Origin of the sequence: Streptomyces malaysiense (assembly GCF_000980885.2) — a bacterium.
GTDB classification, from domain to species: domain Bacteria; phylum Actinomycetota; class Actinomycetes; order Streptomycetales; family Streptomycetaceae; genus Streptomyces; species Streptomyces malaysiense.
On the sequence record NZ_LBDA02000130.1, the window covers coordinates 1 to 14,172 of the forward strand.

The 14,172-nt window shown below is 72.6% G+C and carries 10 protein-coding genes and 1 pseudogene; 7 read left to right on the plus strand and 4 right to left on the minus strand.

Annotated elements, in window-relative coordinates; all coding sequences use genetic code 11:
- The 3 genes from VT52_RS34135 to glgB form a co-directional block, all read left to right on the plus strand.
- On the plus strand, positions 1-393 hold a 393-nt coding region (locus tag VT52_RS34135), incomplete at its 5' end, for an alpha-glucosidase C-terminal domain-containing protein (RefSeq protein ID WP_206306686.1).
- A gap of 95 nt (positions 394-488) precedes the next feature.
- Positions 489-1,859 (plus strand): maltokinase N-terminal cap-like domain-containing protein, encoded by a 1,371-nt coding sequence (locus VT52_RS34140; protein WP_206306687.1) that lies wholly within the window; start codon positions 489-491, stop codon positions 1,857-1,859.
- Positions 1,860-1,887: 28 nt separating this feature from the next.
- Complete coding sequence (gene glgB / locus VT52_RS34145; protein ID WP_046424265.1) at positions 1,888-4,098, plus strand: 1,4-alpha-glucan branching protein GlgB; 2,211 nt, start codon at positions 1,888-1,890, stop codon at positions 4,096-4,098.
- 88 nt (positions 4,099-4,186) lie between these two features.
- Here the strand turns inward: glgB and VT52_RS34150 are convergent, their stop codons facing one another.
- The 3 genes from VT52_RS34150 to VT52_RS34160 form a co-directional block, all read right to left on the minus strand.
- Positions 4,187-6,421: a HelD family protein gene (locus VT52_RS34150; protein ID WP_046424267.1), complete on the minus strand. Its 2,235-nt coding sequence runs from the start codon at positions 6,419-6,421 to the stop codon at positions 4,187-4,189.
- A gap of 207 nt (positions 6,422-6,628) precedes the next feature.
- Complete coding sequence (locus VT52_RS34155; RefSeq protein WP_046424269.1) at positions 6,629-7,393, minus strand: DUF2127 domain-containing protein; 765 nt, start codon at positions 7,391-7,393, stop codon at positions 6,629-6,631.
- A 95-nt stretch (positions 7,394-7,488) separates the two neighbouring features.
- The gene (locus VT52_RS34160; protein WP_046424271.1) at positions 7,489-9,159 is read right to left on the minus strand and encodes an MFS transporter; all 1,671 of its coding nucleotides are present in this window, start codon (positions 9,157-9,159) and stop codon (positions 7,489-7,491) included.
- Positions 9,160-9,300: 141 nt separating this feature from the next.
- On the opposite strand from VT52_RS34160, the gene VT52_RS34165 reads away from it, so the two are divergent.
- The gene (locus VT52_RS34165; protein ID WP_046424273.1) at positions 9,301-9,924 is read left to right on the plus strand and encodes a TetR/AcrR family transcriptional regulator; all 624 of its coding nucleotides are present in this window, start codon (positions 9,301-9,303) and stop codon (positions 9,922-9,924) included.
- Positions 9,925-10,055: 131 nt separating this feature from the next.
- Here the strand turns inward: VT52_RS34165 and VT52_RS34170 are convergent, their stop codons facing one another.
- Complete coding sequence (locus VT52_RS34170; protein WP_046424275.1) at positions 10,056-11,432, minus strand: cation:dicarboxylate symporter family transporter; 1,377 nt, start codon at positions 11,430-11,432, stop codon at positions 10,056-10,058.
- Between the two features lie 166 nt (positions 11,433-11,598).
- On the opposite strand from VT52_RS34170, the gene VT52_RS34175 reads away from it, so the two are divergent.
- The 3 genes and pseudogenes from VT52_RS34175 to VT52_RS39255 all read left to right on the plus strand — a co-directional run.
- A complete protein-coding gene (locus tag VT52_RS34175) occupies positions 11,599-13,233 on the plus strand; it encodes a sensor histidine kinase (RefSeq protein ID WP_046424277.1) in 1,635 nt (544 codons plus the stop codon).
- Positions 13,230-13,913 (plus strand): response regulator, encoded by a 684-nt coding sequence (locus tag VT52_RS34180; protein ID WP_046424279.1) that lies wholly within the window; start codon positions 13,230-13,232, stop codon positions 13,911-13,913. The genes VT52_RS34175 and VT52_RS34180 overlap by 4 nt, the downstream gene beginning before the upstream one ends.
- A gap of 118 nt (positions 13,914-14,031) precedes the next feature.
- Positions 14,032-14,172: pseudogene (locus tag VT52_RS39255) on the plus strand (XRE family transcriptional regulator); the annotation flags it as partial.

Consider the following 14,172-nt stretch of genomic DNA (forward strand, 5'->3'; position numbering starts at 1 on the left):
CCCACGATCATGGACCCGGTCTACGGCTACCAGGTCACCAATGTCGAGGCGTCGATGTCCTCGCCGTCCTCGCTGCTGCACTGGACCCGGCGCATGATCGAGATCCGCAAGCAGAACCCCGCCTTCGGACTCGGCTCGTACGACGAACTCCAGTCCACCAACCCGGCGGTGCTCGCCTTCCTGCGCGAGTACGAGGACGACCTGGTGCTGTGCGTGCACAACTTCTCCCGCTTCGCCCAGCCCACCGAGCTGGACCTGAGCCGCTTCGGCGGACGGCACCCGGTCGAGCTGTTCGGCGGGGTGCGCTTCCCCGCGGTGGGCGCCCTGCCGTACCTGCTGACCCTGGCGGGACACGGTTTCTACTGGTTCCGGCTGCGCCGCGATCCGGCGTGAAACCGCCGCGCGGGGCGGCGGAGCGTTTTCACCGCCCCGCCCCGGGCACCCATCAGTGACCCCCCGACCAGACCCGGGGAAAGGACGTGACGCCCGTGACGGAAGCGGTCACCCCTTCGGCGAGCACCACCCTCGACTCACTGGCCCCCCTGCTGCGCGCCTGGCTGCCCCGGCAGCGCTGGTTCGCGGGCAAGGGCCGCCCGGTCACCGGGTTCACCCCCGTGGCCGTCACCCGACTCCTGCCGCGCAACGACCGGCTGGACCTTTACCACGTTCTCCTGCGCGTGCATCAGCCACCGGAGTCCGCGCACCCCGGCGACTGCTACCAGCTCCTCGTCGGCGCGCGTGAGGCGCTGCCGCCCCGGCTGGCACCCGCGCTGATCGGCCATGTGGCCCGGGGCCCGCTCGCCGGACGCACGGTGTACGACGCCCTGTACGACCGCCGGCCCGCCGAGGTGCTCCTGGAGGCCCTGCGCACCCGGGCGCGGGTCGGCGGGCTGCGCTTCGAGCGGGACCCGGACCAGGAGATCCGGCCCCACCTGGTGGCCCGGATGCTGGCCGCCGAGCAGTCGAACTCCTCGGTGGTCTATGGAGATACGTTTATTCTCAAGCTGTTCCGCAGGGTCGTCCCCGGTGTCAACCCCGATCTGGAGCTGCCGCTGGCACTGGCCCGCGAGGGCTGCCCCCGGGTGCCCGCGCCGACCGCGTGGCTACGGGCCGAGCTGGACGGACAGCCGTACGTACTGGCGGTGCTGCAGCCCTTCGTGAGCGGTGCCGCCGACGGCTGGGAGCTGGCGCTGCGCGAGCTGGCCAAGGGCGAGGACTTCACCGCGGAGGCGCGGGCGCTGGGCCGGGCCACGGCCGAGGTGCACACCGCGCTGGCCCGCGCCCTGCCGACCGTCACCCTCGGCCCCGCGCAGCTCGGGCCGCTGGTCGACGGGATGACCGAGCGGCTGGCCGCGGCGGTGCAGGCCGTGCCGGCGCTGCTGCCGTACGAGTCCGGGCTGCGGTCGGCCTACACCGCGCTCGCCGGACTGGCCGCCGCGGGGCGCACCTGGACCGCCCAGCGCGTCCACGGCGATCTCCATCTCGGTCAGTGCCTGCGCGCGCCGTCCGGCGACTGGTCGCTGATCGACTTCGAGGGGGAACCGGCCCGGCCGCCCGCCGAGCGGCGGCTGCCGCAGCCGACGGTGCGGGACGTCGCGGGGATGCTCCGCTCCTTCGACTACGCGGCCCGCTCGGCGCGTTCGGCCCCACCACGATGGGCGCACGACTGCCGGGCCGCCTACTGCTCCGGGTACGCGGAGGTGTCCGGCCGCGATCCCCGCACCGATCCGGTGCTGCTGCGCGCCTTCGAGACCGACAAGGCCGTCTACGAGGTGGTGTACGAGGCCCGCCACCGCCCCGACTGGCTGCCGGTGCCGCTGGCGGCGGTCCGCCGCCTCGCCGTGTCCGACCCTCACTGACCCGACTCTCGCCCCGGGAGACTCGCTCGTGACGTCGAAGGAACACCAGTCCGATCCCGCCGTGGGAGCCGAGGACCGCGCACGGCTGCTGGCCGGCACCCACCACGACCCGCACTCCGTGCTGGGCGCCCACCCGGTGCCGGGCGGGGTGGCCTACCGCGCCCTGCGCCCGCACGCCCGCTCGGTCACCGTCGTCCGCGGCCCGCTGCGCGCCGAACTGCGCGACGACGGCGACGGCTTCTTCTCGGGGCTGCTCCCGCCCGGCGCCGTGCCGGAGGAGGGCCGGCTGCGGGTGGCGTACGAAGGGACGGTCCACGAGACGGCGGACGCGTACCGCTTCCTGCCCACGCTCGGCGAACTGGACCTGCACCTGATGGCCGAGGGCCGGCACGAGGGGCTGTGGCGGGCGCTCGGCGCGCACGTCCTGACGTGGCGGGGGGTGCGCGGAACCAGGTTCGCGGTGTGGGCGCCGAACGCTCGGGGCGTCCGGGTGGCGGGGAGCTTCAACTTCTGGGACGGCACCGGGTCCCCGATGCGCTCGCTCGGCTCCTCGGGCGTCTGGGAGCTGTTCGTGCCGGGCGTCGGCGAGGGCGAGCTGTACAAGTTCGAGATCACCCGCCCGGACGGCTCGCGCAGCCTGCGCTCCGATCCGCTGGCCCGCCGCACCGAGGTGCCGCCCGCGACCTCGTCGATCGTGCACGTCTCGCGGCACGTGTGGGAGGACGCGGAGTGGATGGCGCACCGGGCGGACACCCCGGTGCACGAGGCGCCGTTCTCCGTGTACGAGGTCCACCTCCCCTCCTGGCGCCCCGGGTCGACGTACCGGGAACTGGCCGACCAGCTCACGGCCTACGTATCGGAGACGGGCTTCACGCATGTGGAGCTGATGCCGGTCGCGGAGCATCCGTTCGGCGGCTCCTGGGGCTACCAGGTCACCGGTTTCTACGCGCCGACGGCCCGGCTGGGCACCCCGGACGACTTCAAGTACCTGGTGGACCGGCTGCACCAGGCCGGTATCGGGGTGCTGATGGACTGGGTGCCGGCCCACTTCCCGCGTGACGAGTGGGCGCTGGCCGAGTTCGACGGGCGGCCGCTGTACGAGCACCCCGATCCGCTGCGGGCCGCGCATCCCGACTGGGGCACGCTGGAGTTCGACCTCGGCCGGCGGGAGGTGCGCAACTTCCTCGTGGCGAACGCCCTCTACTGGTGCGAGGAGTTCCATGTGGACGGGCTGCGGGTGGACGCGGTGGCCTCGATGCTCTACCTCGACTACTCGCGCGAGCCGGGCGGTTGGCGGCCCAACGAGCACGGCGGCCGGGAGAACCTGGACGCGGTGGCCTTCCTCCAGGAGATGAACGCCACCGTCTACCGGCGCTGTCCGGGCGTGGTGACCATCGCCGAGGAGTCCACGTCCTGGGACGGGGTGACCCGGCCGACCCATGTACAGGGTCCGAGCGGGTTCGGCGGGCTGGGCTTCGGCCTGAAGTGGAACATGGGCTGGATGCACGACTCGCTCCGGTACATGGCGCACGACCCCGTGCACCGCGCCTACCACCACGGCGAGATGACCTTCTCCATGGTGTACGCGTACAGCGAGAACTACGTCCTGCCGATATCCCACGACGAGGTGGTGCACGGCAAGGGGTCCCTGGTCTCCAAGATGCCCGGCGACTGGTGGCGGCGACGCGCCGACCTCCGCGCCTACCTGGCCTTCATGTGGGCCCACCCGGGCAAGCAACTCCTCTTCATGGGGCAGGAGTTCGCTCAGGGCGCCGAATGGTCCGAGGCCGCCGGACCCGACTGGTGGCTGCTCGACCCGGCGTACCCCGCCGCCCCCGACCACCGGGGGGTCCTGGACCTGGTCCGCGACCTGAACGCCCACTACCGGGCCACCCCGGCGCTGTGGCAGCGCGACACCGACCCCTCGGGGTTCGAGTGGATCACCGGCGACTCGGCCTCCGACAACGTCCTCGCCTTCCTGCGCCACGACGCCTCCGGCCGCCCCCTCCTCGCCGTCTGCCACTTCTCCCCGGTCGTCCGCCACGACTATCTCGTCGGCGCCCCCGACTCCGTCCCGGCCTGGTCGGAGATCCTGAACACGGACGCCCTCGTCTACGGCGGCAGCGGAGTGACCAACCCGGGGCCCCTGAAACCGGAGCCCCGCCACGCCCACGCCCACCCGACCGCCGTCCGCCTGACCCTGCCACCCTCGGCCACGGTGTGGCTACGGCCGGCCTAGGGTCCGAACGAGAGGCCCTGGGCGCACCGTACGAGCGGGCGGGCGGGCCCCGGACGAGGGGTCCTCCGGGGCCCGCCGGGCGGCCTCGCTACTCGTCCCGCCGGGCCAGTGGCTCCGGCAGGTCGCCGGTGTGCAGGACACCCAGCCGCTGGGTGGCGCGGGTCAGGGCGACGTAGAGGTCGCTGGTCCCGTACTCGGCCGGCTCGACCACCAGGACCGAGTCGAACTCCAGGCCCTTGGACTGGCGGGGGTCGAGGAGGACGACCGGCCGGGTGAGGTCGGGTTCGGCGCCGGCCGTGACGCCGTCCAGGCGGGCGGCGATCGCGCGGTGCAGCCGGCGCGGGGCGATGATCGCCAGCCTGCCCTCCACCGGGGCGAGTTCGGCGGCGGCCTTGGCCACCGCGCCGGGCAGGTCGGCGCCCTCCCGACGCACCCAGGGCCGCACCCCGGTGGAACGCACCGAGCTGGGCGGACGGAAGTCCGGTCGCCCGGCGCGGACCACGGCCGCGGCGAGGTCCATGATCTCCGACGGGGTGCGGTAGTTGACGCCGAGGCGGGTGTGCTCGTACCGGTCCTCGACATAGGGTGCGAGGATCTCCGACCAGGAGCCGACCCCGGCCGCCTCCGCGGTCTGGGCGGGGTCGCCGACCAGGGTCATGGAACGCGTCGGGCAGCGCCGCATCAGCAGCCGCCAGGCCATCGGCGACAACTCCTGCGCCTCGTCCACGATGATGTGCCCGAACGCCCAGGTCCGGTCGGCCGCCGCCCGCTCCGCCGCGCTGCGGTGGTCCGCCTCCTCCTGCCGCTCGGCGAACCGCTCGGCGTCGATGATGTCGTGCGCGGACAGCACCTCCGAGCCGTCCGGGTCACCGTCCTCCTTGTCCTCGAACTCGTACGTCCGCGACGCGTACGACACGTCCAGCACGCCCTGCGCGTACGCGATCTGCGTCTCCCGCTCGCGATCGGCGCGGAACCGGGCCGGCCGGTCGTCCTCGCCGAGGAGTTCGGCGGCCTCGTCCAGGAGCGGCACGTCGGCGACGGTCCAGGCGCGGGTCACCGGGCGGCGGATCGCGGCGGCGTCCTCCTCGCCCAGATACCCCTCGGGCTCGGCGAGGAAGTCGGCGAGCAGCCGCTCCGGGGTGATCCGGGGCCACAACCGGTCGATGGCGGACCAGACTTCGGGGTTCTCGGCCAGTTCGTCACGGATCTGGGTGATGTCGGAGGCGTCCAGCAGGCTGCTGCCGTCGTAGGGGTCGGTACCGACCCGCTCGGCGTACAGCTCGGTGAGTGTGTTGAGGATGTGGCCCTCGAAGTACTCGCGGGACGCGTTGTGCGGCAGCTTCGCGGCGCGGGTGCGTTCCCGGGCGACGCCCACCAGTCCGTCGTCCAGCATCAGCACCTCGCGGTCGTGCTCGATCGCGAGGGCCGGGTCGGGCAGTGCCTGCCGGTCGCGGACCACCTCGGCGAGCACGTCCGCCATCTCCGCGCGCCCCTTGACCGCGGCCGCCTCGGGGGTGTCGGCGGCCGTGGCCCGCACCCCGGGGAACAGCTCGCCGACCGTGGCCAGCAGGACGCCGGTCTCGCCGAGGGAGGGCAGCACCTCGCCGATGTAGCCGAGGAAGGCCGGGTTGGGCCCGACGATCAGCACGGCCCGGCGGGCCAGCAGCTCCCGGTGCTCGTAGAGCAGGTACGCCGCCCGGTGCAGGGCCACGGCGGTCTTGCCGGTGCCGGGCCCGCCCTCCACGACCAGCACGCCCCGGTGCGGCGCCCGGATGATCCGGTCCTGGTCGGCCTGGATCGTGCGCACGATGTCGCCCATCCGGCCGGTGCGCGCCGAGTTCAGCGCGGCGAGCAGCACGGCGTCGCCGTTGTGGTCCTCGTGCCCGGTTCGGGTGGCGTCGCCGAGGTCCAGGATCTCGTCGTGCAGATGGGTGACGGTACGGCCCTCGGTGGCGATGTGCCGACGCCGCCGCAGCCCCATCGGGGTGTGCCCGGTGGCCAGGTAGAACGGCCGGGCGACGGCGGCGCGCCAGTCGATCAGCACCGGCGTGTGCTCGGCGTCGTCCGCGCGCAGTCCGATCCGGCCGATGTGGTGCGTCGTCCCGCTGGCGAGATCGATCCGGCCGAAGCAGAGCGAGCCGTCGACGGCGTTCAGCGCGGCGAGCAGCCCCGACCGTTCGGCGACCAGGATGTCCCGCTCCAGCCGGGCCTGCATGGGCTTGTCACCCTGCGCGAGCGCGTCCCCGACCGAGGTCTCGGCGTCACCGCGCAGCACGTCGACGCGCGCGTACAGTCCGTCGATGAATTCCTGCTCACGACGCAATTCATCGTCTGGAAATTCGGTGTTTGACAATTCCGCTCCCGCCCGGATATACTGTGCCCACAAAGCTTTTCCGTGACCGCGGCGATGCGAAGTCACGAACCATTGAATATACGCGCAGAAATCCCCCGGACGCAATTGTCCGGGGGATTTCTCGTGTGCGGGCGCGGTTTCGCCGCCGACCTGCGCGGGGCAGGTCGGCGGCGTTCCTCAGACCAGTACCCCGGCCGACTCCTCCACTTCCAGCAAGGACGCGCTGCGGCGTTCCTCGTCGAATTTGCGGCGGCCGCCGCGGAAGCCGAAGAGGCGCTTGGCGAGGACGATGTAGAGGACGGCGAGGATGTTGAGGGCCAGAGTGACGATCTTGAGATAGCTGATCTTCTCGGTCAGCTCGTAGATCTCCAGCGGGAGGAACGCGGCGGTGGCGACCACCGTGAGGTACTCCGCCCAGCGCTCGGCGCGCCACAGGCCGACCGCCTCGACCAGCTCGATCAGCGCGTAGGCGAGGAGCAGGCCCGCGACGAGGAGAAGCGTGGAGTGCTTGTAGCCGAACGCCTTCTGGATGGAGCCGATCACGGGTGAGTGGTCGAGGTCGTAGTGGAAGTGCCGGAAGACCGGGCGCAGCACGGTCAGGTACTCGTTGAACAGCCGCCGTACCGCGTCCTGGCTGTTGCTGAACTTCCACACGGCCACCGCGACCAGCACTATGAACACCCCGCGCACGGCTCGCTCGATGGCGAGGAACCGCAGGATGAACAGGTCCCGCAGCACCTTCCCGCGCGGCACCAGCGGCGCGTCCTGCGCCGGGCCCGACCCGTGCGGCTCGCCGAGCACGAAGTCCCCGCAGCGCAGGCAGCGCCACGCGTCCCCGAGCCCGGTCTGCGCGTGCAGCCGTACCCTCAGCCGCGGATCGTCGGGCGCGTAGGTCACATGCCCCTTGCGCGCACAGGTGCGCCGGTCCCAGTCGATCTTCATGTCCCCCGTACCTCCATGCAAGTACAGACGCCACGCGCGAGCGTGCCGTTCCGGTCGTCCGGAACGGCACGCTAATGGATGCGGGCGGGAAAGCGTCAGCCGGTGGTGGTCTCCGCCGGTTCCCTCTCCGGTTCCTTCACCTCTTCGGTCGTCGCGTGGCGCGGCAGCAGGAAGGCCACCAGGACCGTGCCGATGCCGAGGACGACCGCGCCGACCAGGCTGGTGTGGGCCACGGCGGAGGAGAAGGAGGAGCTGACGGCGTCGGCCATCCGGTGGGCGCCCGCGGCGAGTTCGGTGGCCTGCTGCTTGAGCGCGGCGGCCTGCTGCGGGGTGCTCGCGTGGGCGGCCTGGGCGGCGGCCTGGTGGGCCTTGTCGGCGATGCCCTGGGCGACGGCGTAGCCGGCGCCGACCGAGTCCTGGGCGGTCTCCAGGGCGCTCGGCGGGAGCTTGCTGCCGGCGGTGGCGTCGGTGAGGTGGTTGCCGTAGGACGTGGCCAGCAGCGAGCCGAGGATGGCGATGCCGAGCGAGCCGCCCAGCTCCAGCGAGGTGTCGTTGACCGCGCCGCCGACGCCCAGTTCGGACTCGGGGAACGCGCCCATGATCGCGTCGGTGCAGGGCGAGAGCGCGAGGCCGATGGCGAGGCCGAGGACGACCAGCGGGGCCACGAAGTCGCCGTACGTCGAGCCCGCGTCCACCTGGGTCAGCAGCGCCAGCGCCAGCGTGCCGAGGACCATGCCCGCGCTCACGGTCCACTTCATGCCGACGCGCGGGGTGAGCCAGCCGGTGAGGGCCGAGCCGACGAACACGGCGCCGGCCAGCGGCAGCATGCGTACGCCGGTCTCCAGGGCGTCGTAGCCGAGGACGAACTGGAGGTGCTGGGTGAGGAAGTAGAACGCGCCGAAGACGGCCAGGAAGAACAGGGCCACGGCCAGGTTGGAGCCGGCGAAGCGGCGGTGCGCGAAGCGGCGGACGTCCAGGATCGGGCGCGGGTGGCGCAGCTCCCACAGGACGAAGGCGATCAGGCCGGCGCCCGCGACCACGGCGGCGGCGACGGCCTTGCCGCCCCAGCCGAAGTGCGGGCCCTGGATGATCATGTAGACGAGGGAGCCGGTCCAGATCACGGACAGCAGGCCGCCGACGTAGTCGATGCGGTCGTGGTGGCCGGCCTTGGACGGCGGGACCAGGACGAAGGCGGCGACGAGCGCGGCGAGCGCGATCGGCACGTTGATCAGGAAGGTCGAGGACCAGCCGTGGGCGCGCAGCAGCGCGCCGGCGACCACCGGTCCCGCGGCGATGGCGAGGCCCGCCGTCGCCGTCCAGAGCGTGATCGCCTTGGCCCGCTCGGCCCGCGGGAAGGTCGCCGCGAGCAGCGACAGGGTGGCCGGCATGATCAGCGCCGCACCGACGCCCATCACCGCGCGCGCCGCGATCACGGTCGCCGCGCTGTCCGCGAGGTAGCCGAAGACCGCTCCGCCGGCGAAGACCAGCAGGCCGAGCACGAGCGCCCCGCGCCGACTGTACTTGTCGCCGATCGCGCCGAGCAGCAGCATCAGCGCCGCGTAGGGCACGGTGTAGCCGTCGATCACCCACTGGAGGTCGGCGCTGGAGAGCCCGAGGTCCTTCGTCATGTCGGGCGCCGCGACCGTGAGAGCGGTGTTGGCCATCACGATGATCAGCAGGCTCAGGCAGAGCACCAGCAGGGCCCACCAGCGCCGGGCGTAGGGGCGCTCCATCTTCTCGACCGGTTCGGTCATGACGAGTCGCATGGCAGGGGTTTGCCTTCCTCAGGTTCTCGACGAGACTTGCACAACGACGTGCAATTGCACAACGATGTGCAATGTACGCCGTTGCACAACGCTGTGCAAGTCGCGAGAGGGCATGCGGGCCCTCGGGAGAGGAAGTGCACAATGGCCCCCATGACCACGGGTAACCCCAGCCGCGCCGACGCCAACCGCCGCCGCATCCTCGACGTCGCCCTCGCCGAGCTGCTGCGCGACCCGGACGCCTCGATGGACCAGATCGCGCGCGCCGCCGGAGTCGTACGACGGACCGTGTACGGCCATTTCCCCAGCCGGGAGGCGCTGATCAGCACCCTCACCGACGAGGCGGTGCAGGCACTCGCGGACGCGGACGCGGCGGGGCCCACGGGGATCACGGACCCGGCGGAGGCGCTCGCCCGCTCGGTGCTCGGGCACTGGGCGACCGCCGACCGCTACCGGCTGCTGATCGCCCTCGCCCAGCGCACGGTCACCGTCCAGGGCATCCGCGAACGGCTCGCCCCGGTACGCGCCGCCAACGTCCGGGTGCTCCAACAGGGGCTGGACGAAGGCGTGTTCACCTCGCCACTGCCCGCCCCGGCACTCGCCTACGTGCACGAGCAGACCTTGTTCGCGGTCATGGAAGCGGTCAACGACGGCCTCCTGGCAGCACAGGAGGCGGGCCGCGCCGCCACGGTCACCGTCCTGACCGCGGCGGGCGTACCCGCCTCGCTGGCCACCGCGCTGGTGGCCAGGGTGAGTGCGGACATGTAGTCCGCGAACAGCCGGATGCCCGGCCCCGGTTCAGGCGGAGCCGGACATCCGGAGAAGGAGCCGGGGGCTGAGGGCCTCTCGTTCGGATCGTGCCGGGCTCGCGAGGTCCGGCCCGATCCGAACGGAAGACCCTAGGCCTGGGCCAGCCTCTCCTCCCGGGGCTCGGGAACCCCGGCCACGGTACCCGCCGCCGGGTCCGTCGCCGTCTCGTCGAACGGCAGCTCCCCGGAGAGCACCTTCGCCACCCGAGCCTTGTCGATCTCCTTGGTCCAGGTGCCCACGAGCACCGTGGCGATCGCGTTGCCCGCGAAGTTCGTCAGCGCCCGCGCCTCGCTCATGAACCGGTCGATGCCGACGATGAGTCCGACGCCGTCCACCAGCGCGGGCTTGTGCGACTGGAGGCCGCCGGCCAGCGTGGCGAGGCCCGCGCCGCTGACGCCGGCCGCGCCCTTCGACGCCAGCAGCAGGAAGAGCAGCAGCGGGATCTGCTCGCCGACCGACATCGGCGTGCCCAGCGCGTCGGCGATGTACAGCGACGCCATGGTCATGTAGATCATCGTGCCGTCGAGGTTGAAGGAGTACCCGGTCGGCACGGTGATGCCGACGACCGGCTTGCTGATCCCGAGGTGCTCCATCTTCGCGATCAGGCGCGGCAGCGCGGACTCGGAGGAGGAGGTGGACAGGATCAGCAGGAACTCGCGGGCGAGGTAGCGGCACAGGGAGAAGACGTTCACCCCGGCGAAGATCCGCAGCACCGCGCCGAGCACCACGAAGACGAACAGCGCACAGGTGACGTAGAAGCCGAGCATCAGCACGGCGAGGCTCTTCAGCGCCTCCACGCCGGCCGAGCCGGTGACCGCGGCGATCGCGCCGAACGCGCCGACCGGCGCGGCCCACATGACCATGGACAGGATGCGGAAGACGAGCCGCTGGATGTGCTCGACGCCGCGCAGCACCGGCTGCCCGGCCGCGCCCATGGCCTGGAGGGCGAACCCGGCGAGCAGGGCGACCAGCAGGGTCTGGAGGACCTCGCCCTCGGTGAACGCGGACACGAAGGTCTGCGGGATGATCGACAGGACGAAGTCGACGGGCGGCAGCGCGTCGCTGCTGACCTGCGCGTGTCCGGTCTGCTTGAGGGCGGCGGTCAGATGGAGCCCGGCGCCGGGGTGCAGCACATTGCCGACGACGAGCCCGATGGCGAGGGCGACCAGCGACATCACGAGGAAGTAGCCGAGGGCGATACCGCCGACGGCGCCCACCTTGGCCGCCTTGCGCACCGACCCGATGCCGAGCACGATCGTGCAGAAGATGATCGGCGAGATCATCATTTTGATCAGATCGACGAACCCGGTGCCCAGCGGCCGGAGCTGGACGGCGGCATCCGGCCAGACGAGTCCGACGGCGATACCGAGCGCGACGGCCACGATGACGGCGATGTACAGGTAATGGGTCCGGTCCCGCCGGGCGCGGGGTGCGGCAGCTGCCGTATCGGGAGTGGTGGCGGCCACGACTGCCCTCCTTGACGTCTTCGTCGACGTCGTCGTCGGTGCCCGACCGGCGTGCGGCTCACGTCCGGACGGTGCTGGGGAACGCGGTGACTATCTCCCGTCCTGTGAGGGCGGTCACGCTTGCGTTCATTTAGTTCACGCCACGACCGGGGGCACACTGGCTGGCATGCGCCTTCCGCCCCTGCCCCGTCCGCGCAGCCTGGCGGGCCAGCTGTTCGCCATGCAGGCGGTGCTGATAGCGGTGGTAGTGGCCGGATACGCGCTGTTCGCCTACGTCAGCGACCGGCGGCAGGCCGAGGACGCGGCCGCCCGGCAGACCACCGCGGTGGCCCGCGCGATCGCCGACTCCCCCGCGGTCCGCGCCGCGATCCGCACCCCCGACCCCGCCGCGCTCCTGGAGCCCTACGCCCTGAAGGTCACCAAGGACACCGGCGTCGACTTCGTCACGATCATGAACCCGGACGGCATCCGCTGGACGCATCCGGACCCGCGGCAGATCGGCAAGCGCTTCCTCGGCACCACCGCCCCCGCCCGCGCGGGCCGCACCTTCACCGAGACCTACACCGGCACCCTCGGCCCCTCCGTGCGGGCGGTGACCCCGGTGACGGACGACGGCCGGATCGTCGGCCTGGTCAGCGCCGGCATCACCGTGGACCGGATCAGCGAGCGGCTCCAGGACCAGGTCACGGCGCTGCTCGGGGTGGCCGGCGGGACGCTGCTGCTGGGCGCGGTGGGCACCTACGTCGTCAACGCCCGGCTGCGCCGGCACACCCACAACATGAACGCCGCCGAGCTGAGCCGGATGCACGACTACCACCAGGCGGCGCTGCACGCGGTCCGCGAGGGGTTGCTGATGCTGGACGGGCAGTACAGGGTGGCGCTCATCAACGACGGCGGCCGGGAGCTGCTCGGGGTCGGCGAGGAGGACGAGGTGGTGGGACGGCCGGTGGCCGAGCTGGGCCTCCCGGCGCCGCTGACGGGCACGCTGCTGTCCTCCCGGCCCCGGGTGGACGAGGTGCGTCCGACCGACTCCCGGGTGCTGGTGGTGAACACCTCCCCGGTCTCCGGCGGGGAACGCAAGGGTACGGTCGTCACCCTGCGCGATGTCACCGAACTCCAGTCGCTGATGGGTGAGTTGGACAGCGAACGGAGCTTCAGCCAGGCGCTGCGCTCGCAGGCGCACGAGGCGGCGAACCGGCTGCACACCGTGGTCTCGCTGATCGAACTGGGCCGCTCCGAGGAGGCGGTGGAGTTCGCCACGGCCGAACTGGAACTGGCGCAGGCGCTGACCGACCAGGTGGTGGCGGCGGTGGGCGAACCGGTCCTCGCCGCGCTGCTGCTGGGCAAGACCGCGCAGGCCAACGAGCGGGGCGTGGAGCTGGTGGTGTCGCCGGACAGCCGGCTCGACGACGGCCTGCTGGCGGGCGGTCCGCCCGCGCGGGACCTGGTGACCGTCCTCGGCAACCTGATCGACAACGCGGTGGACGCGGCGCAGGGCAGCGCGCGGGCGCGGGTGACCGTGACGGCGTGCGCCTCGGCGGCCGAACTGGTGCTGCGCGTCGCGGACACCGGCCCCGGCGTCGACCCCGGCCATGCCGACCTGGTGTTCCAGCGCGGCTTCACGACCAAGCCCGCCGGGCCCGGCGGGCGGGGGCTCGGGCTCGCGCTCGTACGGCAGGCGGTGACCCGGCACGGGGGTGCGCTGACGGTCACGGACGCGGCGCCCGGGGGCGGCGCGGTGTTCGAGGTACGGCTGCCGCTGCGCCCGGCGCCGGTACCGGCCGAGGGCGGTGCCGTATGACCGACCCCATCAGAGTGCTGGTGGTGGAGGACGACCCGGTCGCCGCCGACGCGCACGAGCTGTACGTGGGCCGGGTGCCGGGCTTCGTCGCGGTCGCCAAGGCCCGCACGGGCGCCGAGGCGCGGCGCGTCCTGGACCGCACGGAGGTGGATCTGCTCCTCCTCGACCTGCATCTGCCCGATGTGCACGGACTCCAGTTCGCCCGCTCGCTGCGCGCCTCGGGGCATCACGCGGATGTGATCGCGGTGACCTCGGCCCGGGATCTGGCGATGGTGCGCGAGGGGGTCTCGCTGGGTGTCGTGCAGTACGTGCTCAAGCCGTTCACCTTCGCCACGCTGCGCGACCGGCTGGTGCGCTACGCGGAGTTCCGCGGCGCGGCGGGCGAGGCGAGCGGGCAGGACGAGGTGGACCGGGCCCTCGCGACGCTCCGGGCGCCCGCGCCGGCCGCGCTGCCCAAGGGGCTCAGCGGGCCGACCCTCCAGCGGGTGACCGGCGCGCTGCGCGCGGCGGCCGACGGGCTCACCGCGGCCGGGGCCGCCGAGGCGCTGGGCATATCGAGGATCACGGGGCGCCGCTACCTGGAGCACCTGGTGGACACCGGCCGGGCCTCGCGCAGCCCCCTGTACGGCCAGGTGGGGCGGCCGGAACTGGTCTACCACTGGGTGTCGCGGACGCGCTGACCCGCGGGTCGCCGCCAACCGCCGAAGCGGGAGGGCGGGGGCTGTGTGTTCGGACAATCCGTGATCCTGTCGGAACGGACCGTATCCCCCTCGCCCGGCCGGGCCTACCTTGTGCGGGGTGCGCCCACCCTCCTCTCCCCCGCCTCCGCCCCCCTTCGACGCCCAGGCCGCCCGCCGGCTGCGCGGCGCGCCCGGCATGGGTCCCGAGCACGTCGCCCACGCCCTGCGGTCCGCGTACGGACTGCCCTACGTCACCCCC